The sequence below is a fragment of the Pedobacter sp. AC402 genome, from assembly GCF_979252805.1.
Window position 1 is genome coordinate 1,263,459 of sequence record NZ_CEEDAI010000009.1, and the last position, 25,793, is coordinate 1,289,251.

Genomic DNA, 25,793 nt, shown 5'->3' on the forward strand with positions numbered 1-25,793 from the left:
AAAATATACACATGCCTTTATTTTCAGATATTGAACAGGAAAAAATAGCTGATGCGATTTCCAACGCCGAAAAAGCAACTTCAGGAGAAATCAGGATCGCTATTGATAAACATTGCGAGGGTGATCCATATGAAAAAGCCATCGAATATTTTGCAAAACTTGATATGGATAAAACAGCCAAAAGAAATGGCGTATTGATTTATCTGGCACATGCCGATCATAAATTTGCCATTATTGGCGACGTTGGAATTAACCAGGTGGTACCAGAAAATTTTTGGGAAACCACAAAAGTTGCGATGACGGCCCACTTTGCAAAAGGCAATTTAGGAGATGGCATTATTGCCGGTGTTGCCTTGGCTGGAGAAAAGCTGGCTTTATTTTTCCCTCCTCAAAAAGGTGATATTAATGAGTTGCCAAATGATATTGTTTTTATGGATAACCTAGAGAACAAATAAAAGATGAAGAAAATATTCCTTTTATCACTGTTTAGTTTACTATTCACTTTTGCTTTTGCGCAAGATTTTCCGGAAAAGCCAAGTACGTTGGTTAATGATTACGCCAATGTATTATCTACAGAGCAAAAACAGTCGCTCGAAAATAAATTGGTAACCTTTAACGATTCTTCATCTACTCAGATAGCCATAGCCATATTAAAATCTGTAGGTGATTACGACATTAATGAATATGCTGTAGAATTGGGGAGAAAATGGGGCGTTGGGCAAAGTGGCAAAAACAACGGGATTATGATCGTTGTGGCTGTAGGCGACCGAAAAATTTCAATACAAACCGGCTATGGTTTAGAAGGTGCCTTACCCGATATTTACGCCAAACGTATTATAGATAATGACATTAAACCCAATTTTAAAGCAGGAAATTATTATGCCGGTTTAGATGAAGGTACCACTTCCATTATAAAATATACCAGGGGCGAATATAAAAATGACAACCCAAAAGCTTCTTCAAAGAAAGGCGGCTCAGGCAGTATCGTTATTATTATCATCATTGTTATTATCATCATCATTATTATGCGCAAAGGTGGTGGAGGCGGAAGCGAAGTAATTGGCGGTCGCGGAGCATCTAATGCTTTATTTTGGGCCATGCTTTTTGGAAGCGGTGGCGGTGGCCGAAGCAGCGGTGGCTGGGGAGGCGGTTCTTCTGGTGGAGGCGGCGGTGGATTTGGCGGCTTCGGAGGAGGAAGTTTCGGCGGTGGCGGAAGCAGTGGAAGCTGGTAGTCAGTTCGTATTTCATAGTTCATAGTTCATAGTTCATAGTTTGGAAAGTTTTTCAATAGCATGTTACACCGTATTTAAACTTTGCACCAATTTTAATATTGCAAATTAATGTACAGAAGAGATTTAATCACAGCAGAGATACAGAAACTTGCCCAGGTTCTGGCCCGCATTATGGGCCTTAAATTGGAAGGCAAATTAGCAGAAGCAACTCAAATTTTCGACGAAACCATGAAAAGCGGCTTTCAGTTACCTAAAGAAATTCTGGAAGGTGAAGACCTCACAATTTTTGAAAAATGGTTATCAGAAGGCAATCTACCGCCCGAAAAGCTCGATTCGTTAAGTGAATTTCTTTACTATGAACTTGGAGTGAGCGACGACCGCAATAAAATAATTGCACCAAAACTCAATTTAGTTTATCAATATTTGTCAGATCAGCACAAGATTGTACATTTGGTGAACCTGCACCGCCAAAAAACTATACAGCAGTATATCAGTTAATTTGGCGGTTTTCAGTTCAAAGTAAATTCAATAAACACAGAGAATGATTATAGAAAAGTGGCAGAAGATTGCCTCTAAATATTTAGTAAGAGAAAAATGGGCTACCCTAAGGGTAGATGAAGTGAAGCTTCCGGATGGCATTGTAAAAGATGACTATTACGTTTTGGAATACCCGAACTGGGTTAATGCAATTGCATTAACTGAAGAAGGGAAAATAATTATGGTGCGCCAATACCGCCATGCGGCTGATATTGTTTCGCTTGAAGTTCCGGGTGGTGTAATTGATGGTGATGAAGCACCTGAATTTGCCATTAAACGTGAGCTTTTGGAAGAAACTGGTTATAGCTTTAAAACCTGTAAGTTTATTACTGAACTCTATCCAAATCCGGCAACTTCTACTAATAAAACTTTTACCTACTTTTTAACTGGCGGCGTTAAAACACACGAACAACATTTAGATGAACATGAAATACTAAATGTTGAAGAATATACAGTTGATGAGGTTAAACAGTTTATTAAAGAAAATAAAATTGCACAGGCACTTCATGTTGCTGCTTTATTTTACGGGCTTGCCGAACTAGAGCAGCTTTAAGGGTATACGATTTATAAATAAAAGCTCCTTAAATTTAAAATTTATGGAGCTTTTTCATAAACGGATAGTTTTATTTTTTAATACCTCAAATGCCTTTTCGAGATACAGTTGTTTATCTGTTCCCTCATTTCCACTTAGCTGGTCAATTTGAATATCACCAACCACACCTTTTCCAATTTCGGCATATTGTTTTAAATTCCTATCAATGGTAATCCCTTCGATGCAATTATTCCACTTGGGGATGTTTACAAAGAACAATTTTATAAATTAATTGAAGGAAAACAATAAAGGCCCGATAAATTTATCGGGCCTTTATTGTTATTGCATAAACTTTGAACATGAACGAAAGGTTTTAATTTAAACCCTTTTACCTTTCTGCTCCTGAACCTGGTTTAGCTCATTTTTAATTTCTTTTGGATATCGTGTACGTAAGCTTTAAACTTTTTATCGGTATCAATTAAATCTTCTACTGTTTGACAGGCGTAGATTACAGTACTGTGATCCCGGCCGCCGAAGAAAGCACCGATTGTTTTCAATGATGATTTTGTATGACTTTTAGAAAGGTACATCGAAATCTGACGTGCCTGAACAATTTCGCGTTTACGTGTTTGCGATTTAACCATATCAACAGGAACTTCGAAATACTCACAAACCAATTTCTGGATATACTCCATTGAAATTTCTTTAGAGGTATTTTTTATGAAGTTTTTCAACATCTGTTTAGCAAGGGCTAAATCAATTTCTTTTTTATTTAAAGTTGCCTGTGCTAAAAGAGATACCATAGCACCTTCCAGCTCACGAACGTTGTTATCAATGTTATGCGCAACATATTCTACAACCTCGCCCGGTAACTCAATACCATCGGCATACATTTTCTTTCTTAAAATAGCAATACGCGTTTCCAAATCAGGAATCTGCAAATCAGCAGAAAGTCCCCATTTAAAACGGCTTAGCAAACGTTCTTCCAGGCCAGCCAAATCTTTCGGTGCCTTATCAGATGTCAAAATTACCTGTTTGCCCGATTGGTGTAGGTGGTTAAAGATATGGAAGAAAATATCCTGTGTTTTTTCTTTACCGGCAAAGTTGTGCACATCATCCATAATGATTACATCCATTGCCTGGTAAAAGTTAACGAAATCGTTAATGGTGTTGTTTTTTAATGAATCTACAAATTGCTGGCAAAATTTCTCACAGCTTACATAGATCACCAACTTATCTGGCATGCTGCGTTTAATCTCGTTACCGATTGCCTGTGCCAGGTGTGTTTTACCCAAACCTACTCCACCGTAAATCATTAACGGGTTAAAAGATGTACCTCCCGGTTTAGCTGCTACAGCGTAACCTGCAGAACGTGCCAGGCGGTTGCAATCTCCCTCAATGTAATTTTCGAAAGTATAATTAGAGTTTAATTGTGGATCAACATTTAATTTTTTTAATCCAGGGATAATGAACGGATTTTTAATATCCTTATTAATGGAAACCGGAATTGGCATCGATTGTACCTTTGCCTCCGCACCATTTCCATTTGAGGGCATATTGGTAGTATAAGGATTACCGCTGTTAGATGATTTATCTACAACGATGTTATATTCCAACCTGCCATCCTCTCCAAGTTGCTTTTTTACAGTCTTGCGTAACAAGCCTACATAATGTTCTTCAAGCCATTCGTAAAAGAACAAACTTGGCACCTGTATGGTTAAAACCTTGCCTTCCAATTTAAGAGCCGTGATTGGCTCGAACCAGGTTTTGAAACTTTGGTTCGGAATGTTATCCTTAATAATTTGAAGACAGTTCTTCCATACTTCTGTACAAGTTTTTTCCATTGCGATTTCTATAATTTATTGGTTTACAGTGCCGATTCGAATTAAAGGGATGGTCCGTTTCGGGACTACGAATATTGACAAAATTATCAACATTTTAAACAAAAATTTCAAATAAATCGTAACGTACTGATAAGGAATATGGTAGCCCGCTTAACCTCAATTTTTTATGTTGATAACTATTTATTAACACTGGTTATCCACATTAACGATTATTTAACGCCGATTACTCCTATTAATTCAAACCACCAATGAAAAAGCAAATTCTAAGCCATTTAAGCCATATTTATTCCTTTTTACCAAAATAATCTTTAATTATCTTTAAATCAAAGTTATAGCCAGAAAGATACAAATTAGCCATAATACCTACTGTACAGACTTGATTTTATTTAAAAATTTTAATTGGATATTGTATGAATTCTACGACAAGTCAAAGCATTTTTTCTAAAGCTACTGAGGAACATAATTTTTCAGCCATCTTAATGCTGATGGTAACAGTGAAACGAGTATTCAGCGCAAAAACAATGAAACCTGAAGTTTAATAAATGCCGAAACGGCTTCTAAATACATCAGCAATTTCGCCAAGGGTGGCATACTTTTCAACGGCATCAATAATTAACGGCATCAGGTTGGTTTCACCTTGGGCGGCTTCACTTAATTTGTTCAGTGCCTCCTCTACAGCAGCGGTATCGCGGGTCGCTTTTAACTGGCTGAGCTTTTCTGATTGCAGCTTGCGTATGGAGTCGTCTACATTAAAAACCTCAGTTATACCTTCTTCTTCCTGCGTAAACTTATTTACCCCTACCGAGATCCTTTCTCCACTTTCAATTTCCTTTTGATATTGATAAGCGGCACTGGCAATTTCATTTTGCATATAATCGCTTTCAATTGCATTTACCGAACCACCCATGGCATCAATACGATCGATATAAGCCCAGGCAGCAGCCTCAACCTCATCAGTTAGTTGCTCTACAAAAAATGATCCTGCCAATGGATCCACAGTATCTGTAACACCACTTTCGAAAGCGATAATCTGCTGTGTACGCAAGGCAATCTTGGCAGCAGATTCTGTGGGCAAAGAAAGTGCTTCGTCGTAACCATTGGTATGTAAAGACTGTGTTCCACCTAAAACTGCGGCCATAGCCTGGTTACTCACCCTGATTACATTATTTAAGGGTTGTTGTGCTGTTAAAGTAGAACCACCGGTTTGGGTATGAAACCTTAACATCTGGGCTTTTTCGTCGGTAGCGCCTAAATCTTTGGTAATTTTTGCCCACATCCGTCTCGCAGCCCTGAATTTTGCAATTTCTTCAAAGAAATTATTGTGGCAGTTAAAAAAGAAGGATAATCGTTTAGCAAATACATTGATGTCCAAACCTTTATTTAACGCTGCTTGTAAATAAGTTTTGCCATTAGCAAGTGTAAAGGCAAGTTCTTGTACGGCGGTTGAGCCGGCTTCGCGAATATGGTAGCCAGAAATGGAAATGGTATTCCATTTGGGCACTTCTTTGCTACAAAACTCGAAAATATCGGTGATTAAACGCATCGATTGTTTCGGTGGATAGATATAGGTTCCTCTTGCAGCATATTCTTTTAAAATATCGTTCTGTATAGTCCCTGAGATCTGCCTTAGATCGGCACCCTGTTTTTTAGCCAAAGCAATATACATCGCCAGCAAAATTGAAGCCGTTGCATTGATCGTCATTGATGTGGTGATATCTTTCAGTTCAATACCATCAAATAAAATTTCTATATCTTTTAATGAATCTATGGCTACACCAACTTTTCCTACTTCGCCATCGGCCATTTCATGATCAGAATCGTATCCAATCTGCGTCGGGAGATCGAAAGCAACCGACAAGCCCGTTGTACCCTGAGCCAATAAATAATGATAACGCTTATTGGATTCTTCGGCAGTTGAAAACCCTGCATATTGCCGCATGGTCCATAAACGGCCACGGTACATATCCTTTTGAATTCCTCTTGTAAAAGGAAATTCTCCAGGCTTTTCTTCCATCGGCTTCACCTCTGTATAGAGCGGCTTAATTTCTATGCCCGAGGTTGTGGTATGCTTCTTATCGCTCATATCTGGTTAGTTCATTAATTAAATGGCCATTTGGCCAACAACGTATTGCATTATGGTTCCAAAGGTAAATTGTTGAAACTACTCAAGTGGTTAAATGAATAGGTTCAATTAACCCCTTAACCCAATTTAAAACAAACTATGGATATCCTTTTTAATCAGTTCAATGGTTAAATCGTATGGATTTTCATCAATACTGGCCATGTGCTGTAAAATTGCCTTGCTTAATTCAATTCCATTTGCATCAGCCGGCAAACCTTGCACTGCGTTGTTTACCATGGCTATGGTATCGTCTTTTAATTTACGCACCACAGTCCAGGTTACACTATCCACATATAATTGCTGGGTAATGTTATGCTGATATTCTGAACGCACTTCATTTAAGATGCCTGCTTGCAACGTTGCAATGGCAATTCCTTGTTGATGAAGGCGTACAAGTAAGTTAGCAGGATTAATCCGATCGATAAAAATGATCAATCGTTCGTGCGCCTGTAAACGTAAGGGTAAAATATGGGCTTTACTCTCTTTATTCAATTCAATGGTTTTTAGGTTAAAGAAACGTTGGATATCGCTCTTTAAAATATAATAAACGGCAATTAATGCGGCGAAAATGCCTGCAAATAAGATCACTACATCAATTAAAATCTGTTGGGTATTCATAAGTATTGTTTATATACGGTAATATTAACGAACCGTTAAAAGCAAAAATGTGCATTATTATTTATATTTGTAACAGATAAAATTTAAATAACATGAGCACAACAGTTGATACAGCATTTGCACCAGTTACTTTTTCAGAAGGAGCAGCTAAAGAGTTATATAAATTAAAAGATCAGCAGGAGATCGGTGAAGATTACGGATTACGCGTTGGCGTAGAAGGCGGAGGTTGTGCCGGCATGAATTACATCTTAGGTTTCGATCAGAAAAAAGATGGCGACCAGGAATATTTCATTGAAGGCATTAAAGTTTTTATGAATAAAGCACACCAAATGTATTTGATGGGCATGATGATCGATTGGCAGGATGGATTAAATTCTCGTGGTTTTACTTTTGTTAACCCTAATGCTACCAGCACCTGTGGCTGTGGTACGAGTTTCTCGGCATAAATAAAATATTATTGTAACATATAGTGCAGTCCCCTTGTCTAAACATCGGGACTTTTTTTATTTTTACAAGCTTTGCCCGCAAACGCTTATCGCAATACTAAATGAATTACAGAGAAAACATCAGACTGGCACTAGAATCCATTAAGGGTAACCGCTTGCGTACCATGCTTACTGCCTTAATTATTGCCATTGGTTTAATGGCTTTGGTTGGGATTTTAACCACACTTGATGCTGTAAAGAAAAGTATGACTGATGCTTTTAGTAGCATGGGGGCCAACTCATTTACCATCAGAAACCGTGGTACGGGTATTAGGATTGGGAATGGCAAAAGGCCCAAACCGTTTAAAGCTATCCGTTATGAAGATGCTGTTAAATTTAAAGATAGTTTAAATACACCGGCAACTGTGGCTGTAAGTGTTTTCGCCAGCGGTGGTTCTACCATTAAATATGGAAGTTTAAAAACCAACCCCAATATAAATGTTCAGGGAATTGATGAAAACGGTTTGGCCTCACAAGGCTTAAATTTATCACAAGGTAGAAATTTCAGTGTTTCTGAAATACAGTTAGGAAGCAATGTTTGCATTGTTGGTGGTGAAGTGGTTGAAAAATTATTTAAAGATGCCGATCCACTGGATAAACTGATCAATGTTGGTAACAATCGTTTTAAAATTGTTGGTGTACTCGAGAAAAAAGGATCGAGTATGGGCTTTAGTGGCGATAGGGCAGTTTATGTTCCTTTGTTGAAAGCGAAACAGATAAATGCCAATGCAAATCCATCTTACACCATTACGGTTATGGTTCCAAGCAATGAAATGCAGGAAAACATTATTGGCGAATCTACCGCCTTATTCAGAAATATCCGTAAAGTTAAAATAAACGAAACCAATAATTTTGAGATCACAAAGAGTGATGCCATTGCGCAAACATTATTCGAAAACCTGGCTTTCGTTGCAATTGGTGGGGTGGCAATTGGTATCATTACCTTAATTGGCGCATCTATCGGCTTAATGAATATTATGCTTGTTTCGGTTACAGAGCGCACGCGCGAAATCGGAATCCGTAAGGCAATCGGCGCAAATCCTAAAGTAATCCGCCGTCAGTTTTTGATTGAAGCGGTAGTAATCTGCTTAATGGGCGGTGTGTTCGGGATCTTTTTAGGCATTGTGCTGGGCAATTTGATTTCGCTCGCTATGGGCGGCTCTTTCCTAATTCCATGGCTTTTTATTATTGGTGGCTTTGTACTGTGCGTTTTGGTTGGGATTTTATCGGGATACTATCCTGCTAAAAAAGCATCAAAGTTAGATCCTGTAGAGGCGTTGAGGTACGAATAACCCCCAGCCCTTAAAGGGGAGTTAATTGCAGGGAGTATATAGCAACGGTAAATCTATCTTTTACCCTTCGTTTAGTTCTATCCAAAGTTATTTAACTAACAAAATTAAAAACTGTTTTTTAAAGATTTGCTATTACCGTCAGTGAAGCAAAGTCCCCTTTAGGGGATTTAAGGGTCTAAAGAAACACGTTATTAAGTTGATGTTGTGTAAGCAATTGTTGCATTAAAGGAGTGCTGAGACTATCTTCAAGCGCAGCGGCATGTTTTAAATGGTGCATATCGCTACCCAAAAAATCAACCATATGGTTTTCAGCCATTTCTTCTGCTACTTTTTTCGCTCCCGAACCATAATATCCTGTTAAGGCGATGCTATTCATCTGCAACAAACAGCCGGTTTCTCTGATCTGGTGGTAACTTTCGAAAGAATGATAATAATAAGGATACCTTTCGGGATGGGCCAACACAGGTTTATATCCGGCATCCTGCATCATTTTAATAAAATCGATCAGGCTTTGCGGGGCATTGATGTAAGAAAGTTCGAACAAAAGATAGTTATTGCCAAAAGTGAGCACCTCTTTTTGCCTGATTTTTTTTTCTAAAGTTTCGTCAAGGTAATACTCGGCAGCAGCATCAACTTCTAAATCAATTTCTGCATCCAACAGGCCTTTTCTAAGCGTATCCAGGCCCCGGTTTATGGTATCGGGTGTATTGCGGAAATAATCGGCCATAATGTGTGGCGTAGCAATCAGCTTTTTAAACCCTAAAGTTTTAAATTTTCTGGCCAGCATTAAGGCATCTTTAACATTTTGGGCACCATCATCAATGCCCGGAATAATATGCGAGTGCATATCTGTTCCGATACCGGAAAAATTAAATTCGGGTGCTATTTTTTTCTTTTTAAATAATCCGAACATTATGGTAGGTTATAGCTTTAACTGATCTCTTTTGGCAAATTACTTGCCTCTGCTGCACTGGCTAATTTAGAGGAATAGATTTTATCGAGCAAATTATTTAAGTCTTCACTTAAATCGAACTGCAGATCTTCATGCAGTTTCTTAAATTTATTGATGGTTACCGCAACTGTTTTTAAGTAAAAAATGCTAAACAGCATCATAAAATCGCGGTAACCAAAAATTGATTTTTTATAATCGAAAGGAATGGCATTGAGGATATACAATTTAAGTTCTACCTCACCAACCGGATCTTTGGTCACTTTATAAAAGTGGTTAACCGATGTAATCATTTTCCTTACTTTTACCAATGCTTCTTTGGCATTCAGTTTTTTAAGTTCCGGAATCTGTTCATCTACATCGGCTTTTATCCGTTCTTTCCGATCATCTAAATCGGTTTCATTTTCTAATAATTTATAATGAAGATGTTCTGTAAGCACTTTATCTTTCGCCACCAAACGCAACAACAGCTTGTCTTTCTCTTTAACAGGTAGTTCAGTTATGGCGGCTTTTAAATCTTTGTGCTCAGATAACTTCATTTAGAAAGGGTTAGCCTTAATGTATTTTTCCCACTCCCATGCCGAGCGCATCATTTCATTGATATCAAGATTGGCTTTCCAACCGAGTTCTTTGTTGGATTTTTCTACATCACCATATACCTTTACAACATCTCCAGCTCTTCTTGGTCCGATTTTATACTCAAGTTTTTCTCCGTTTACCCTTTCAAAAGCCGAAATAATTTCCAGTACAGAAGAACCTTTTCCGGTACCAATGTTGAAAACATCGTAATTGGTTGCTGCGTTGCCTTTTTCTAACTTTTTAATGGCAGCCACGTGTGCTTTTGCCAAATCAACCACATGAATATAATCGCGGATGGCAGAACCATCTGGCGTATCGTAATCATTGCCATATACTGTAATCGGGCCACGTTTACCAATGGCTGATTGTGTGATAAAAGGAACAAGATTTGCAGGAACACCGTTTGGCAATTCACCAATCAAAGCGGTTTCATGTGCGCCAACCGGATTAAAATAACGCAATGCGATTACATTAAGATCAGGAGTTACCGCAGCAGTTTCTGCTAAAATTTCTTCAGCAATCTGTTTGGTGTTTCCATAAGGAGACTCTGCTTTTTGTACTGGGGCAGCTTCTGTTACGGGTAAAGTTTCTGGCTGACCGTAAACTGTACAAGATGATGAAAATACGAAATCTATTTTTCTGTTAAATGAGGTTAACAGATTAATCAGACTGTAAAAATTGTTTCTGTAATATTTTAACGGTTGCTCTACCGATTCGCCAACAGCCTTATAAGCTGCAAAGTGGATAATTCCATCAATGTCGGTATTGTTTTCTGCAAATTCCTGAACAGCTTTGTCATCCTGAAGATCGATTTCATGAAAATCGAACCATTTGCCGGTGATGGCATGAAGCTGGGTTAAAATTTTAATATTCGAGTTGGAAAGGTTATCGATAATTACAACTTCGTATCCTGCGTTGTGTAATTCTACTGCTGTGTGCGAACCTATATATCCTGTTCCACCAGTAACTAATATTTTTGCCATTTTAACGGTTAAATGTGGTAAAATCTTTATGCTCTATTTTCTCCAAAGCTTCTGGAGGCAATGATTTAAAATATTCGTATGTAATTTTCAATCCTTCTGCACGGCCTATTTTTGGCTCCCATCCCAGTATCTCTCTAGCCTTGGTAATATCGGGCCTGCGTTGCTTAGGGTCATCTTGCGGAAGTTCTTTATAAACAATTTTTTGGGTGGTACCCGTAAGTTTAATAATTTCTTCGCAGAATTGTTTGATGGTAATTTCATCAGGATTACCAATGTTTACCGGTTGTGCATAATCACTCATCAGTAAGCGGTAAATTCCTTCTATAAGGTCATCAACGTAGCAGAAAGAGCGTGTTTGACTTCCATCACCAAAGATGGTTAAATCTTCGCCCCTTAAAGCCTGACCAATAAAAGCGGGTAAAACACGGCCATCGTTAAGGCGCATTCTTGGTCCGTAAGTATTGAAAATTCTAATGATTCTTGTTTCTACCCCATGAAAAGTATGGTAGGCCATGGTAATGGCTTCCTGAAAACGCTTGGCTTCATCGTAAACGCCACGCGGGCCAACCGGATTTACATTACCCCAATACTCTTCGGGCTGAGGGTTTACGTTAGGATCGCCATAAACTTCGGAAGTTGAAGCGATTAACATCCTTGCGTTTTTATTCCGCGCTAAGCCCAAAAGGTTGTGTGTACCAAGCGAGCCTACTTTTAAGGTTTGAATTGGAATTTTAAGATAATCGATCGGGCTTGCCGGCGAAGCAAAGTGAAGGATATAATTAAGCTTACCGGGAATGTGTACAAACTTGGAAACATCGTGATTGTAAAATTCGAAATTTTCCAGCTTGAACAGGTGTTCGATATTTGCCATATCGCCTGTTATCAGGTTATCCATTCCTATAACATGATAACCTTCTTTCACAAAACGATCACATAGGTGCGAACCTAAAAATCCCGCCGCACCGGTAATCAATATTCTTTTTTGACCCATTTTAATCTATTAGTTTTCTACCTATGCTATTATAATAATAGCCAAGATCGATCATTTTTTGCAAATCATACAAATTTCGACCGTCGAAAACCACTTTATTTTTTAAAATGCCGTCTATCTTGTCAAAATCAGGGTTTCTAAACACCGACCATTCTGTTGCAATCAACAGTGCATCAGCATTTTCGAGTGCCTCATATTGGTTTTTAGCATAATGTACCTGATCGCCAATTATATTTTTAACATTTGCCATTGCTTCCGGATCAAATACGGTAACGGTAGCTCCGTTTTTAACCAGGGCATCAATAATGTATAAGGCAGGTGCCTCACGGATATCGTCAGTTTCGGGTTTGAATGCCAATCCCCATAGGGCGAAATGTTTACCATGTATATTTCCTTTGTAGTATTTCAGTACCTTATCAACAAGGATGGTTTTTTGGCGCTCATTTACTTCCATAACCGATTTCAGTATCTGAAAATCGTAAGCATAATCATCTGATGATTTTACCAGCGCCTGAACATCTTTCGGAAAGCATGAACCTCCGTAACCCACCCCCGGAAAAAGAAAACGTTTACCAATACGGTCATCAGAACCAATACCTCTTCTTACGGCATCAACATCTGCACCTACCAGCTCGCAAAGATTTGCAATTTCGTTCATGAAAGTAATTTTGGTGGCAAGGAAAGAGTTTGCAGCATATTTGGTCAGCTCAGAAGAACGCTCATCCATAAAAAGAATGGGGTTACCCTGACGAACGTATGGGCCATACAATTCTGTCATCAGTTTTTTTGCTTTTTCGCTTCTTGTTCCTAAAACCACACGATCGGGTTTCATAAAGTCATCAACTGCTACTCCTTCCCTTAAAAACTCAGGGTTAGAAACCACATCAACTTCAACTGAGGTATTTGCTGCAAAAACGGCTTTAACTTTATCGGCTGTTCCAACCGGAACGGTTGATTTATTTACAATTACCTTGTATTCGGTAATCAGTTTGGATATATCTTTTGCGGCACCTAAAATATAAGAAAGATCGGCTGCACCATCTCCACCCGGAGGCGTTGGTAAAGCCATAAAAATAATCTGAGCATCTTTTACGGCATCGGCAAGGTTGGTGGTAAAGGTTAATCTTTCCTGCTCAATATTTCTGTGGAACAAAAGATCCAAACCAGGCTCATAAATCGGCACTTCGCCTGCCTGCATCTGTTTTACTTTTGCTTCATTAATGTCAACACATATTACATCATTTCCTGTTTCTGCTAAACAGGTTCCGGTAACTAAACCTACGTATCCGGTACCAATAACGGCTATCTTCATCTGTTAAAGTTATTTTGGCTGTATAAAAGCAATCATGATCTGTCTATTTATTGCGTTGAATGCTAGGCTAAATCGCGAGGGCTCTATATATTTTTAAGCTTTTTAAATATATTCGTTTTATCTTGGCACGAAGATATGAAATTACACTAATGCTTTTGCTTTACATAATCGGAATTCGGGTTTACACTTTGCTTATCAGGATATTTTCTTTATTTAATCCTAAGGCAAAACTGTTTATAAACGGACGTAAAAATGTTTATACACAAATTGTTCAAAAAATTAACCCTGCCGAAAAACATGTATGGTTTCATTTCGCTTCTTTGGGCGAATTTGAGCAGGGCCGGCCAGTTTTAGAGAAATTAAAAACCCTTTATCCCAACAAAAAAATAGTGGTTACGTTTTTCTCTCCTTCGGGATACGAAATCAGGAAAAATTATGCGCTCGCGGATGTGTTTTATCTCCCGATTGATACTGCTGCCAATGCCAAACGTTTTATCACAAGCATTAATCCCGAAATGGCCATCTTTACCAAATATGAGTTTTGGCATTTCTATTTTAAGGAACTGAAACAGCGGGATATTCCCTTGTATGTAATATCGGGTATATTTAGAGAGAGTCAGGCTTTTTTTAAATGGTATGGAGGTTTTTACCGCAATATTTTAAAATCGGTTACCTATTTCTTTGTACAGAACGAGGAGAGCAAAACCCTGTTAAAATCAATCGGTTTAAATCATGTTACCATAAATGGTGATACACGTTTTGATCGTGTTTACGAAAATGCACAATCGCCGAAACAGCTTAGCATTATTGAAAGTTTTATCGGCAACTCTCCTACTCTTGTTTGTGGAAGTACCTGGCCAGAAGACGAAAAAATATTATCGGTTTTACCAGGTAAATATCCCGACTGGAAATTTATCATCGCTCCGCATGAGGTACATGAAAGCCACATTGAAAGCATTGAAAAACAATTTCCGATTAATAGTGTGCGGTATTCAATTTTTAGTTTGTCTGATCAAACGCCAAATGCCGAACACCAAACGCTAATCGTAAACAATATTGGCATGCTTTCTTCGCTCTATCAGTACGGAAAGGTAGCTTATATAGGTGGTGGTTTTGGAACAGGAATACACAATACGCTTGAAGCCGCCGCATTTGGTTTACCGGTAATTTTTGGCCCCAAATACGATAAATTTCAGGAAGCAAAAGATTTAATTGCGCTGGGTGCGGCTAAAAGCATCTCAACAGCTGATGCATTAATAAACGCTTTTGATGATTTAGCAGCAAATGGTAATGCAGCAAATGAAGCCAGAAAATATGTGGCAGATCAAAAAGGGGCTACAGATGAAATTATTTTGATGATTACGAAATCAGATCGGCCTTAGCAATTTCCTCCACAATTTCGGGGATACGCTGATCGATGGAAACCGTTACCACATCCTGTTCATCAGTTTGCGGCTCTTCCAATGTATCAAACTGGCTTTTCAACAAACTCGAAGGCATATATTGGTGAGATCGGTTGGTTATCCGATTGTGTATTAAATCAAAACTTCCTTTTAAATAAACAAAACGGATGGATGCATTATCCGTTCTTAACAAATCGCGATAAGCCTTTTTAAGTGCAGAGCAGGCAATGATGCAGGTTGTACCATGGGCAGCATGCTCGCGGCCAACTTTGGCAATCAGCTGTAACCAATCTAACCGGTCGGCATCTGTTAAGGGAATACCGGATGCCATTTTATCTACATTGCGTTGCGAGTGCAGGTTATCGCCATCTATAAACTCGGCATTTAGCCTTGGTGCCAAAGCTTTTCCAATAACGGTTTTACCACTTCCAGAAACGCCCATCAAAATGATAAAATTTGCCATCATTAAAGCTATAATTATTTAACCATTCCGGCAAGTGCCTCAATAAACACCGGACTATCATTTAAACTTTCTACCAGCTGAACATGTTCGCCACCTAAGGTTTTAAACTCTTCGTGGTATTCTACCGTAATTTCGTAAAGTGTTTCTAAGCAATCGGCCACAAAAGCGGGACTAAAAACCAACAGGCGTTTTTTGCCTTCAGCGGCTAATTTTTTCAGCACATCAGTAGTATAAGGCTGCACCCAAGGCTCCTTACCCGAATCGCGATTGAAAACAAACAGTATATTGATCTCTTGTGAGGTTTAATTCTTTAGCAATTAACCTGGCCGTATCATGCCCTTGTGCAGAATAGCAGAATTTATTGGTATCGTTTAAAGTTTGACAGCAATCGGCAGTTTTTAAGCAGTAACTGCCGGTATGATCGCACTTTAACAACTGGCGCTCTGGCAAACCATGGAAACTAAACAATACATGGTCATAACTTTCTACATTATGCTTTTTCGCATTTTCTGCAAATACTTTAATCATCAATTCATTATCGTGAAAAGAATTTACAAAAGATATTGGCGGAACTGTTGGCCACTTGCTTACCGAAGCTCCATAACCAGCTGCATTACCGACCCGGTGCTGGCAGAAGCATATTGCGGAAACATCGGGATTACCTGTATGCTTTCTACCAAACCTGCTTTTAAGTTGGCCAACGCTGATGCTATGGATGGGCTTTGGTAACGCATGGCCAGTTCTACATGGTAATCGTTCCCTAATCTTTCTTGCAGCATTTTGGCTTGCAGCCTGCTATAATACAATAGTGGCGAGCCACTTTCATTCCAGATTTCTTTGTATAGTTTTGCTGTTTTAGGACTGCGGAAGGGAACAATAATTCCTTTAACCAATAATGTTCTGTTTAATTTAGGGATATCAATTACCCTTTCGTCCATTAAAAATTGATCCAAGTATTTTCTAACGTCAGCCGTTGCCGGACTATCAGGTGTTCCTAAATTTACCAGTAAAATTCCCTTTTTGCTCATCTATACAAGAAATATGTTTTGTGCCGCTAATATCGGCTTTTTATTGCTTTTTACCTACGTTTATCATATGATTGCCGACATTTTTAGTCAGATAAATGTTATATAATATTGATTGATGCTATTGGTATCAATTGGAAATTATCATGAAAGTTTCGCGCTATGCGCAGCGGCAAATCATGAGTATCATGAAACCTTCCTGCCATGCGCAGCGGCAAATTATGAGTATCATGAAACCTTCCTGCCGTGGGCAGCGGCAAATCATGAGTTTTAGCTTAATTTTTGGTGTAAGTGTTTGATATTTTAAATTTGATGTAGGATGTTACCATCCAACTCCACAACCAAAACTATCCTTTTGTTTTATAAAGCTGCCACCAGGGCATGGCGGGTTTTTGATGGTGTTCTAAGTGATAACCGAAAAAGTAACAGGTTATGAAGGCGATAAAATGATTTTTTTGTAACGTGGCTGCATGGTATTCATTATCATGTTCGCCTTTGTGAGGTAAGTAGGTTCCGAAATAAAACAGCTGAAAAGTGCTTATCAGCGATGGAAGTACCCAAAACAACAGCAGGTTTTTTTGATCAATCCAAATTTTTAATACATTAAATGCAACCGCCATTATAACCAATTGAATTACCGTAACATAATTTAGCATAAAGCGGAAATACCATTTCCAAAAACCATGAGGCGCAAAATCAGGATCATCTTCGGTATGTACATGCCTGTGGTGCTGGTGGTGTTTGGCATATAAGCGGTTGTAAAAGAATCCTGCGTAAAGAAAAACAGCAAGGTAACCGATGAAATTATTTGCAGTTTTGTTAGCAGAAATTGTTCCGTGCATAGCATCGTGGGCTGTAATAAACAAACCGGTATATAAATGCATCTGAACAATAACCATCAGGTAAACTAATGGATTGCTCCAAACAAAATCCCAGCTAAGCAAAAAATAAAGCGAAATAAACCAACAGGCAATTACGGTTAACGCAACCAGTATTCCGATATGTGGGTTTATAGTTTTCAAATTCTATTATTTTAATAATGTGGTAGTCATCCGGAGCGAAGTGCAACGAAGTCGAGAGGTCTATCAAAACAAATCTCTCCATTCACTGAGAGCCAGTCGGGATGAAAATACTACTATATAAACTATTATTAATTCTTTTGAGATCTTCTTACCATTTAATACTGCTCCAGCGCAGCCTTAACTTTCTCCATCAACCACATTGGCGTAGAGGTGGCTCCACAGATACCCACTTTATCATTTTCATTAAACCAGGCTTGATTTAACTCTTCTACATTGGAAATGAAATATGAATTATCGTTATGCTTTTTACAAACATCATAAAGTACTTTTCCATTTGATGATTTTTTTCCGGAAACGAAAATAATTCTGTCGTAATGGCTTACAAATTCTTCGAGTTCTTCGTACCGGTTAGATACTTGTCTGCAAATGGTATCGTTGGCTTTAACTTCATAACCACGACTTAATAATTCATCTTTAATGTGGTAAAATTTATCGGTGCTTTTAGTGGTTTGACTATATAAGGTAAATTTAGCTGGAAGTTCTACATTGTCTAGTTCAGCCAGATCTTGAAAAACAATCGCCTTACCATCTGTTTGCCCTTGCAACCCGATTACTTCGGCATGGCCATGTTTACCAAAAATAAGTACCTAGCTCATCATCATCGTGTGAGTTTTTGATCCTGTTTTGCAGTTTAAGCACAACCGGGCAAGAGGCATCTATCAGGGTAAGGTTGTTTTCTAAAGCAAGCTGATAGGTTGAAGGGGCTTCGCCATGTGCCCTGATCAGCACTTTTTCATCCCTCAAGTTTTTTAAAACCTCGTGGTCGATAATTTTTAATCCACGTTTGGCTAAACGCTCAACTTCTTCATCGTTATGAACAATATCGCCAAGGCAGTATAAATAACCTTCATTATCTAAAATATCTTCAGCCATTTCGATAGCATATACTACCCCAAAGCAAAAGCCTGATGATTTATCGATGTTAACCTGTAAGTTTAAATTGCTCATTTTTTTTCAGGATTACTTATTTATCGTCGTAATGTTCCTTTGCAGAAATTATAAAACTGTAATAATCTCTTCATTGATCCTATAGACTAATCTATCTTTTTATTTATTTGACCCAGTAGCCAAAAATCAAATTTTAACTGTTCGTGTTTACGTACGCCTGATAAAGGATGAACGCTTAATTTTATAAATATTTGCTGAAGTTTCTTAATTAAAGCCCTAGCGCCTGATTTAAGAATGATTGCCAGTTGTTTTTAGCCTTTTTCTTCCTTAAAAGTTATATTTAGCAACTGTAACACAGCCTCGATTGCCAAAAGTTGTTTGATATTTTTAGGCTGCACCGATTAGTGTTTCCATAATTATTTATATTATCCGAAATCAGATAACAAAATTAAGCAAAAATATTTGTTCCGGTTGTCATGTATAAGACAACAAAAAAAGATTAGCTGTGCCGCAAACATGGTTACGCCGATATATTTTTGTTGCTTTAAACCCAATGCATAGTAAAACTTCAATAAAATTAATGAAACTATAAACCAGGCAACATAATTTTGCACAGGAATTTCGTGCCAGTCCCATTGCCAGTAATTAAATTTCATGGCTACGGGCTCTAAAAAGAAATCGAAGCCAACCAATACAAAGGCACCGATAACGGAGGCTAAAATACTGTTCCTGATCTTCATGCTTTTCATCATCTGGCCGATACTAAAAATCAGGATCACCCAATTAACGCCCATAAGCAAAGGAACCGCAGCAATTTTATACCCTAATGTATCGCCATAATAATAGCTGCCGAATATTTTCCCTGTATGCACGCCCAAAACTTCAACCAAAAAACCGCAGAGAAAAACGCCCGAAACAAATAATAAAAGCCGTTTTACATCGGCATTGTATGCAAAAACAATTACTGCAAACATGAGCAATAAATGAAACGGAACAAGTTTAATGAAATAAGGCTGAGCGGCAGGAATTAAAAAACCGAACAAGCCAACCAAATGAAAAATGATAATTACCGCAACTGCAATCCTTTTAACCTTTAAATCACTTTGATCGTTCTGCCCTTCCATGTGCCTGTTTTAAAAATATGTTTTTTTATAGAGATGATTGAAATGATTAAGAAGAAAAACATCTGAAACGGATGCAAAATCATATTGATCAAAACATTTTGTCCCGATAAATAAGAGATCATCATTCTGCTTAATACTATTAAAGTTAATGGTAATACAAGTAAAGCAACATTAAAGTTTAAGATTAAAATTAAGGGCCCTACGATTACCAAAAGCTGGTAAAGTAATAATATTATGATGTTATTACCAAAACCCGCAAGTAAATTTTTACTAAAACCGTTCACGCTTTCCCCCAGATTTTTGTACATCCTGCAATAAATCAGTCCGTTGGCAAGCAGTGCTTCCGCATTAAATTTTTCTTGCTTTACCAGTTTCATAATCTCCACATCTTCTACAACCTGGTGTTTAACACGTTCATGCCACTGGTTTTCTTTATAATTACCAGCATTAAAAAACATACATTGACCACTTGCTGCCGCAAAAAGCAGGATTTTTCGACAACCTTACCAAACGTAAAGGCAATAAGTTTAAAAGTATAAAATGCATTAACGGTACAGTTAAGCGCTCACCAATTGTTTGCATTACCTGGTTGGTAAAAACACTTATCAAAGCCAGGTTACCTATTTCCATACGCGCAATTAAACTGTTGATCAACCCTCTCTTTATCGTTTCATCTGCATCGATAAACAAAAGATATTTACCTGTGGCCAATTCGCTGAGCTGATGGCAGGCATAGTTTTTACCGAGCCAGTTTGGGGGGAGGTTATTTCCTTTAACCACTTTAAACTGCGGATTGGTTGAGCAAAAATCAGCTACTAGCTTAAAAGTATCATCACTGCTATTGTCGTCCAAAACAATAACTTCATAGTTGGAATAATCCTGATTTTTTATCGAATTCAACAATTCCAATATATTACACGCTTCATCCCTAGCCGGTATCAATATAGAAATTTTATCATGGTAATGCTTAACCACCCTGGGCAGTTTCGGGTTGGAAAGAAAATTAAAAACGGTGACAGAAAACCGGATAACCAGAAAAATTAAAACTGCGTAAATAAAAATTGTCATTCAATAATCTGAGTTTGTTTAACAAGCGATTGATCGTAATGTTTATTATAGGCACTTTTTAATAATTGTAAACTCACGTACTCCTCATCCTCCCATTGCTGCAGATAAGTATAGGCGGATGGTTTCCTGTTGGCAAAATAATCTATAAAAGTAGCAGCAAAAATAATATTGATTTTCTTTTTACTGGCGTTAATCATCTGCATAACACCTTTTTCAAAGCTAATATTTTTCACATGGTTCGAATACAATTTCCCCTGAGGAAACACAAGTACCATGTTATTTGGATCATTTAACAGTTCGCCAGCATAATTAAGCACTGTTAAAACATCTTTACCTTTATTTTCGGCAGCAAAAGCGCCTAGGTATTTCAGAAAACCGACTTTATTATAGTTTTCGGCATTTACCAGCACATGAAACTGCTTTTTGAATAGAATTTTATTAATGTAAAAAATAAAAAAACCATCCCACCAGCTAAAATGATTGGCTAAAATCAAAACAGATAAATCTTGCTTAACCGGAAGTTTATCGAAATTAAATGCTGTAAAATCTTTCTTGATAATGAACTGAATGTACCAGGAAAAAAAGTTGAAGATTAAATTATTTTTTCTGGGTTGATACATTTGGGGAAATTGCAAAAAAATGAGGTTAATTGCAAATCTGAATAGTTATAGTAAGCCATAGTTATCGTTTATAACGAGAATTGGTGAGATCCAAATTTATAATGTGGTGGATAAATTAAGTACTAGCGATAAAATCGCTGTTCTCATGCATCTTTGCTACAAACGAGGACGATTTAACGAAATAAGGCAACTGATACGATTCTATAAATCATCTTGCCTCTTCAACGCCCTAACAATTAGCTCAAATACACACGGTCTTCCTCACCTTCAACATCCATTACCACATCTACATGCTCTTTTAATATAGTGGCGAGCTCCAACCCTACGAAATCAGTTGCGATTGGAAAAATTTTATGACTTCTATCTACAAGAACTACTGTACGAATTTTTTTATGAGGTGTATTTAAGAAAACACCCAAACCGTAAGCAAGGGTTTTACCACTGTTCAATACATCATCTACAATAATAATCACCTTATTTTTCCAATGGCTTTCGTCTAGATCCGTCGAAGCGACCAATTTGCTGCTTTCTTTTTGAAGATCGATGCGCAAAAGGGTTAACTTAAAACCTGAAATCTTTTTAAGTACCTTTTCCAATCTAACGGCAAGTTTATAGCCTCGGTCCCAATGCTGGCAAGTACAATTTCTTTTTCATTCAGGTTATCTTCCAAAATCTGATATGCGATGCGGTCTATTTTCTGCTGAATCTGTTTCTTGTTAAGAATAAGTAATTGCGATGCCATTGTATAAAAAGGATTGAATACAAAAAGAACGATTTTAAGGCTGAAATTCAAACTATTTAAAAAATAATTTCGATTACTTGCAACGTTTCGTTTAGAGATGCGTCTAATCAATAACCAAAACACAAAATCATGAAATATCGTTCTGCAAACACAGCGAATCGATAGTTCAGCATTATTTAACAAAATACAATTATGAAAACCCTTATCAAATCATCCGCAATCTTATTTATGATCGTAACCAGCTATATTGCTAGAGCACAGGAATCGAAAAATTTCCCTGTGAAAAACTTTAGCGGGATAAGCGTAAGTAGCGGAATAGATTTATACCTCACACAAGGAAACAGCGAAAGCGTAAGCATTAAATCTGATTCAGAAACCCTTAACGATATCGTTGTTGAACAAAACGGCGATAATGTGAACATAAAATTTAGAGATGGCATTAAATGGAGCGGCATGTTTAAAAACCGCGTAATTAAAGCTTATGTAAGTTTTAAAACATTAACAGCACTTGCAGCGTCGGGAGGATCGGATGTTTTTACGCAAAACCAGATTAAAACAGATAAACTGGCTATCCGGCTCTTCGGGTGGATCAGACTTAAAACTGACTATATCATGTAACGACCTTTCCGTTCAATCCAGTGGTGGCAGCGATATTGATTTGAAAGGCAAAGCGTCAAACATGACCATACAATCAAGCGGTGGCAGTGATGTTAATGCTTATGAACTGGTTACAGATTATGCAAAAGTGCAGGCCTCAGGTGGTTCTGACGTTAGTTTAAATGTAAATAAAGGCTTGGAAGCAAGCGCAAGTGGTGGTGGAGATGTAAGTTATAAAGGAAATGCTTCACTTAAGAAAACATCAAGTTCGAAAAGCGGAGAAGTACACCACGTAAATTAAGAGTTTAGTTTAGTTAATGATAATACGCTGCTTTGTGGATGCAAAGCAGCGTTTTTTATATTGAGTATACAGATTAATGATTATTGAGTTTTACTTTTCATAAATAGACTCAAATTACGCACTATTTTTTCTTATACGGGTAATAAATAAAATTGGCGCCTTCGGGAACAATTACGAATACACACATATAATCTTCCGGTTTTTTATAAACCTTTAAAAACGGATCTTTTTTCTCTTTACTGATAATTCCTTTTTCTACAAATTCTTCCAACGTAGAAGCTTGTATGGTCCAATCGGTATTGAGTTCTTCTTTATTTAAAATAAGTTCGCCGATATTTACTTCGTGTTGATGTGCAATAAAAATCGGGTAGGCAGAAATGCCCTCAACCATAATTTCTATAGCCACCTCTTTAATGGCATCAGCATAAAATTCCAGGTCTTTCTCTAAACTTACCAGCGGACTTTCCTGTTTCTTTTGCGGGTCTCCGCTATCTTCGGGCGTTGCGCTTAATAATTCTTCTCTATTCATACCTAACTAATTATTGAATGTTGAATGATTTAATCTTTAGGCATTTGGCACATTCAATTATTCTCTCATTCAATCAATTATACCTTATTTTAATTTCAACAATACCACGTTTTCTACATGTTGCGTGTGCGGAAACATATCTACCGGTTTAATGCGCACCACATCATACTTTTCTTTCAGCAACTCCAAATCACGCGCCTGGGTAGCTGCATTACAACTTACATAAACAATTTTTTCTGATTCCATTTCCAATAAACGCTGCACCACATCTGCGTGCATACCAGCACGGGGTGGATCGGTGATTACTACATCAGGTTTACCATGCGCAAGGATAAATTCAGATGTAAGAATATCTTTCATATCCCCAGCATAAAAAATCGTATTGTCGATCCCATTTAATTCTGAGTTAAACTTTGCATCTTCAATAGCGGTGGGTACATACTCTACCCCTACAACCTGTTTAACATTTTTGGCTATAAAATTAGCAATGGTTCCTGCACCGGTGTATAAATCGTAAACCAGTTCATCACCTTTAAATCCGGCAAAATCGCGGGTTATTTTATATAGTTCAAAAGCCTGTTCCGAATTGGTTTGATAAAAAGATTTTACGCCAATTTTAAACCTTATTCCGTCCATTTCTTCGAAAATGTGATCGCGGCCAGAAAATACCATCACCTCCTGATCGAAAATGGTATCGTTTTTCTTTTGATTAACAATATAAAGTAATGAAGTTACCTGAGGGAACTCAGTTTTTAGGAAATTCATCAATCCATCAATCTGCTCCTGTTCCGGATACGCAAAAACAACCGCTACCATTACTTCACCTGTACTGGAAGTACGGATAATCAGGTTACGCAAAACACCTTCATGGTTACGCAGGTCGTAAAACGACAAACTGTTTGCTAATGCATATTTACGTACGGCGTTTCTGATTGAATTTGAGGGCTCATCCTGTAAATAACAATGGTCGATATCTAAAATTTTATCAAAACGCAACGGAACGTGAAAACCCAATGCATTCATATCAAAATCTTCTTCGCGCTCGATATCGGTTTTTTCCAACCAACGTTTGTTCGAAAAAGTAAATTCGAGCTTATTGCGATAATACCTGTTTTTTGCAGAACCTAAAATGGGTTCAGTACCGGAAGTATCTATTTTACCAAGACGCTGCAACGCGGCTTCAACATTTTTCTGTTTAAACTTTAATTGAGCATCGTAGCCCATGTGCTGCCATTTGCAACCGCCACAGGATCCGAAATGAGGACAGAAAGGATCGGTACGCAAGGCTGATTTTTCGTGTAACTGTTCGATGATGGCTTCGGCAAAATTCTTTTTCTTTTTGGTTAACCTAACATCTACCACATCACCGGGAACGGCTTTATCAACAAAAATGACTAATTCGTCGGCTTTGCCCACACCTTTTCCTTCTTCAGCAATATCGATTATCTGTACGTTTGGAACAATAGTTACCGTACCTGGTTTTCTTCTACTCATTATTTTGCAAAGATAAGGCTAAAAGCTGAAAGAGGAAAGGGCAAAGACTAAACCTGAATGCTAAAGTTGGAATGAATATAAATAATTGAAAGGATAATGCTCAAAAGCGCAAACAAATCAGTACGTGTAAAAGATTAGGCAATACTTTTCCATTCAGTTTAAAATACCTGATAAAATATTGTTGATTTTAGAAATTATTTTCCAAAAAATTTAAACGCTGCTCCCCAAAAACCATCCAGCCAATTAAATTTCAAGTCAAATTTTTCATCTACCTGTACAGAAAACTCTAATATTTCTTTGCTCATGATAAAAAACCTATCTATTTGAGCAATACTACTAATTTTATACCAAAAACCAAAACGGTATAAATTAATTTTATGTTAATTTTACATCAATAGGTAAAAGCATTACTAAATCCTGAAATTAAAGTGTGAAGTATTGATTTTCAACACATTATTTGCAAAATCAATTAAAATCCGTAACTTAATGTATCATTCACATAAAAATGGAGGTTCATTATGAACGTTATCCGTAAAATTGAACATTGGGGAGATGTTCATTACTCAAAATGGCTGGATTATCTTAGGATTGTACTCGGCCTGATCATTTTTGGAAAAGGTGTTTCTTTTATTAGCGATACTTCGGTACTTCAGAACATGATTACACAAAACAACGTTTTTGGTTTTTCGGGCATGTTAATCAGCGTCGCCATTCATGTTGTTGCATTTGCACATTTGGTTGGCGGTGTTTTAATTACGTTGGGATTAGTTACCCGATTTGCCGTTGTAATTCAAATCCCGATCTTATTGTTTGCCGTATTTTTTGTTAACCTTACACCTGGCTTTTCTGGTCCGAATTCAGAATTATGGTTTTCAGTATTGGTTTTATTCCTGCTGATCATGTTCTGGGTGGTGGGCTCCGGACCATTATCAGTTGATGAAGGCCTGAAGCGTAAAACCGGCAAACGGTACGCATAAGTAA

28 protein-coding genes and 3 pseudogenes are annotated in these 25,793 nt (G+C 37.6%); 10 read left to right on the forward strand and 21 right to left on the reverse strand.

Translation table 11 applies throughout. The features are described 5' to 3' along the window. Window positions 1-11 precede the first annotated feature (11 nt). From AC0IWE_RS16375 to AC0IWE_RS16390, 4 genes are all read left to right on the forward strand, one after another. Complete coding sequence (locus tag AC0IWE_RS16375) at window positions 12-455, forward strand: TPM domain-containing protein (protein WP_471793860.1); 444 nt, start codon at window positions 12-14, stop codon at window positions 453-455. 3 nt (window positions 456-458) lie between these two features. Further along, complete coding sequence (locus tag AC0IWE_RS16380; protein ID WP_471793861.1) at window positions 459-1,232, forward strand: TPM domain-containing protein; 774 nt, start codon at window positions 459-461, stop codon at window positions 1,230-1,232. A gap of 108 nt (window positions 1,233-1,340) precedes the next feature. Continuing rightward, window positions 1,341-1,730, forward strand: coding sequence for a hypothetical protein (locus AC0IWE_RS16385; RefSeq protein WP_471793862.1), 390 nt, complete (start codon window positions 1,341-1,343; stop codon window positions 1,728-1,730). Between the two features lie 43 nt (window positions 1,731-1,773). Next, on the forward strand, window positions 1,774-2,322 hold the full coding sequence (locus AC0IWE_RS16390; RefSeq protein WP_471793863.1) for an NUDIX hydrolase: 549 nt from the start codon (window positions 1,774-1,776) through the stop codon (window positions 2,320-2,322). 54 nt (window positions 2,323-2,376) lie between these two features. Here the strand turns inward: AC0IWE_RS16390 and AC0IWE_RS16395 are convergent, their stop codons facing one another. The 4 genes from AC0IWE_RS16395 to AC0IWE_RS16410 form a co-directional block, all read right to left on the reverse strand. Continuing rightward, window positions 2,377-2,580 (reverse strand): hypothetical protein, encoded by a 204-nt coding sequence (locus AC0IWE_RS16395; protein ID WP_471793864.1) that lies wholly within the window; start codon window positions 2,578-2,580, stop codon window positions 2,377-2,379. Between the two features lie 134 nt (window positions 2,581-2,714). Next, window positions 2,715-4,145, reverse strand: coding sequence for a chromosomal replication initiator protein DnaA (gene dnaA, locus AC0IWE_RS16400; RefSeq protein WP_025145530.1), 1,431 nt, complete (start codon window positions 4,143-4,145; stop codon window positions 2,715-2,717). Window positions 4,146-4,680: 535 nt separating this feature from the next. Continuing rightward, window positions 4,681-6,228, reverse strand: coding sequence for an acyl-CoA mutase large subunit family protein (locus AC0IWE_RS16405; RefSeq protein ID WP_471793865.1), 1,548 nt, complete (start codon window positions 6,226-6,228; stop codon window positions 4,681-4,683). A gap of 126 nt (window positions 6,229-6,354) precedes the next feature. Beyond that, entirely contained in the window at window positions 6,355-6,885 is a 531-nt protein-coding gene (locus AC0IWE_RS16410) for a DUF7935 family protein (protein WP_471793866.1), read from the reverse strand. 92 nt (window positions 6,886-6,977) lie between these two features. Here AC0IWE_RS16410 and AC0IWE_RS16415 point away from each other — a divergent pair, with 92 nt between their 5' ends. Then, complete coding sequence (locus tag AC0IWE_RS16415; RefSeq protein WP_471793867.1) at window positions 6,978-7,331, forward strand: HesB/IscA family protein; 354 nt, start codon at window positions 6,978-6,980, stop codon at window positions 7,329-7,331. 101 nt (window positions 7,332-7,432) lie between these two features. Continuing rightward, window positions 7,433-8,662: an ABC transporter permease gene (locus AC0IWE_RS16420; RefSeq protein ID WP_471793868.1), complete on the forward strand. Its 1,230-nt coding sequence runs from the start codon at window positions 7,433-7,435 to the stop codon at window positions 8,660-8,662. A gap of 175 nt (window positions 8,663-8,837) precedes the next feature. Here the strand turns inward: AC0IWE_RS16420 and AC0IWE_RS16425 are convergent, their stop codons facing one another. From AC0IWE_RS16425 to AC0IWE_RS16445, 5 genes are read right to left on the reverse strand one after another with little or no spacing between them, the layout of a single operon-like run. Then, window positions 8,838-9,575, reverse strand: a complete 738-nt coding sequence (locus AC0IWE_RS16425; RefSeq protein ID WP_463492553.1) for a tyrosine-protein phosphatase — start codon at window positions 9,573-9,575, stop codon at window positions 8,838-8,840. A gap of 17 nt (window positions 9,576-9,592) precedes the next feature. Then, entirely contained in the window at window positions 9,593-10,150 is a 558-nt protein-coding gene (locus AC0IWE_RS16430) for a hypothetical protein (protein WP_471793869.1), read from the reverse strand. Next, window positions 10,151-11,173: a UDP-glucose 4-epimerase GalE gene (galE, locus tag AC0IWE_RS16435; protein WP_471793870.1), complete on the reverse strand. Its 1,023-nt coding sequence runs from the start codon at window positions 11,171-11,173 to the stop codon at window positions 10,151-10,153. Window position 11,174: 1 nt separating this feature from the next. Beyond that, the gene (locus AC0IWE_RS16440; protein WP_055907923.1) at window positions 11,175-12,164 is read right to left on the reverse strand and encodes a UDP-glucuronic acid decarboxylase family protein; all 990 of its coding nucleotides are present in this window, start codon (window positions 12,162-12,164) and stop codon (window positions 11,175-11,177) included. A 1-nt stretch (window position 12,165) separates the two neighbouring features. Beyond that, on the reverse strand, window positions 12,166-13,476 hold the full coding sequence (locus tag AC0IWE_RS16445) for a UDP-glucose dehydrogenase family protein (RefSeq protein ID WP_471793871.1): 1,311 nt from the start codon (window positions 13,474-13,476) through the stop codon (window positions 12,166-12,168). A 122-nt stretch (window positions 13,477-13,598) separates the two neighbouring features. On the opposite strand from AC0IWE_RS16445, the gene AC0IWE_RS16450 reads away from it, so the two are divergent. Further along, entirely contained in the window at window positions 13,599-14,858 is a 1,260-nt protein-coding gene (locus AC0IWE_RS16450) for a 3-deoxy-D-manno-octulosonic acid transferase (protein ID WP_471793872.1), read from the forward strand. Here the strand turns inward: AC0IWE_RS16450 and AC0IWE_RS16455 are convergent. The 9 genes and pseudogenes from AC0IWE_RS16455 to AC0IWE_RS16495 form a co-directional block, all read right to left on the reverse strand. After that, window positions 14,836-15,345, reverse strand: a complete 510-nt coding sequence (locus AC0IWE_RS16455; protein WP_471793873.1) for a gluconokinase — start codon at window positions 15,343-15,345, stop codon at window positions 14,836-14,838. The two genes, AC0IWE_RS16450 and AC0IWE_RS16455, sit on opposite strands and share 23 nt — an antisense overlap. Before the next feature lie 11 nt (window positions 15,346-15,356). After that, window positions 15,357-16,370, reverse strand: a pseudogene (gene hemH / locus AC0IWE_RS16460) (ferrochelatase). Between the two features lie 344 nt (window positions 16,371-16,714). After that, window positions 16,715-17,389 carry a fatty acid desaturase gene (locus AC0IWE_RS16465; RefSeq protein ID WP_471793874.1) on the reverse strand — a complete coding sequence of 225 codons (675 nt, stop codon included), beginning with the start codon at window positions 17,387-17,389 and terminating at the stop codon, window positions 16,715-16,717. A gap of 155 nt (window positions 17,390-17,544) precedes the next feature. Continuing rightward, a pseudogene (locus AC0IWE_RS16470) lies at window positions 17,545-18,397 on the reverse strand (4-hydroxy-3-methylbut-2-enyl diphosphate reductase). Between the two features lie 365 nt (window positions 18,398-18,762). Beyond that, complete coding sequence (locus AC0IWE_RS16475) at window positions 18,763-19,461, reverse strand: carotenoid biosynthesis protein (RefSeq protein WP_471793875.1); 699 nt, start codon at window positions 19,459-19,461, stop codon at window positions 18,763-18,765. Continuing rightward, window positions 19,431-19,919, reverse strand: a complete 489-nt coding sequence (locus AC0IWE_RS16480) for a hypothetical protein (RefSeq protein WP_471793876.1) — start codon at window positions 19,917-19,919, stop codon at window positions 19,431-19,433. The genes AC0IWE_RS16475 and AC0IWE_RS16480 overlap by 31 nt, the downstream gene beginning before the upstream one ends. Then, window positions 19,909-20,361 carry a glycosyltransferase family 2 protein gene (locus AC0IWE_RS16485; protein WP_471793877.1) on the reverse strand — a complete coding sequence of 151 codons (453 nt, stop codon included), beginning with the start codon at window positions 20,359-20,361 and terminating at the stop codon, window positions 19,909-19,911. The genes AC0IWE_RS16480 and AC0IWE_RS16485 overlap by 11 nt, the downstream gene beginning before the upstream one ends. A gap of 164 nt (window positions 20,362-20,525) precedes the next feature. Next, window positions 20,526-21,149 (reverse strand): 1-acyl-sn-glycerol-3-phosphate acyltransferase, encoded by a 624-nt coding sequence (locus AC0IWE_RS16490; RefSeq protein ID WP_471793878.1) that lies wholly within the window; start codon window positions 21,147-21,149, stop codon window positions 20,526-20,528. A gap of 236 nt (window positions 21,150-21,385) precedes the next feature. Further along, window positions 21,386-21,891, reverse strand: a pseudogene (locus tag AC0IWE_RS16495) (phosphoribosyltransferase family protein). 192 nt (window positions 21,892-22,083) lie between these two features. On the opposite strand from AC0IWE_RS16495, the gene AC0IWE_RS16500 reads away from it, so the two are divergent. Further along, entirely contained in the window at window positions 22,084-22,509 is a 426-nt protein-coding gene (locus AC0IWE_RS16500) for a GIN domain-containing protein (protein ID WP_471793879.1), read from the forward strand. Further along, window positions 22,421-22,789, forward strand: a complete 369-nt coding sequence (locus AC0IWE_RS16505; RefSeq protein WP_471793880.1) for a GIN domain-containing protein — start codon at window positions 22,421-22,423, stop codon at window positions 22,787-22,789. Before AC0IWE_RS16500 ends, AC0IWE_RS16505 begins: the two co-directional genes overlap by 89 nt. 121 nt (window positions 22,790-22,910) lie before the next feature. Here the strand turns inward: AC0IWE_RS16505 and AC0IWE_RS16510 are convergent, their stop codons facing one another. The 3 genes from AC0IWE_RS16510 to AC0IWE_RS16520 form a co-directional block, all read right to left on the reverse strand. Next, window positions 22,911-23,318, reverse strand: coding sequence for a hypothetical protein (locus AC0IWE_RS16510; RefSeq protein WP_055907966.1), 408 nt, complete (start codon window positions 23,316-23,318; stop codon window positions 22,911-22,913). An 84-nt stretch (window positions 23,319-23,402) separates the two neighbouring features. Continuing rightward, window positions 23,403-24,812 (reverse strand): 23S rRNA (uracil(1939)-C(5))-methyltransferase RlmD, encoded by a 1,410-nt coding sequence (gene rlmD, locus AC0IWE_RS16515; protein WP_471793881.1) that lies wholly within the window; start codon window positions 24,810-24,812, stop codon window positions 23,403-23,405. Window positions 24,813-25,006: 194 nt separating this feature from the next. Next, on the reverse strand, window positions 25,007-25,117 hold the full coding sequence (locus AC0IWE_RS16520) for a hypothetical protein (RefSeq protein WP_025145553.1): 111 nt from the start codon (window positions 25,115-25,117) through the stop codon (window positions 25,007-25,009). Between the two features lie 213 nt (window positions 25,118-25,330). Here AC0IWE_RS16520 and AC0IWE_RS16525 point away from each other — a divergent pair, with 213 nt between their 5' ends. Continuing rightward, the gene (locus AC0IWE_RS16525) at window positions 25,331-25,789 is read left to right on the forward strand and encodes a DoxX family protein (protein WP_471793882.1); all 459 of its coding nucleotides are present in this window, start codon (window positions 25,331-25,333) and stop codon (window positions 25,787-25,789) included. Window positions 25,790-25,793: the final 4 nt, after the last annotated feature.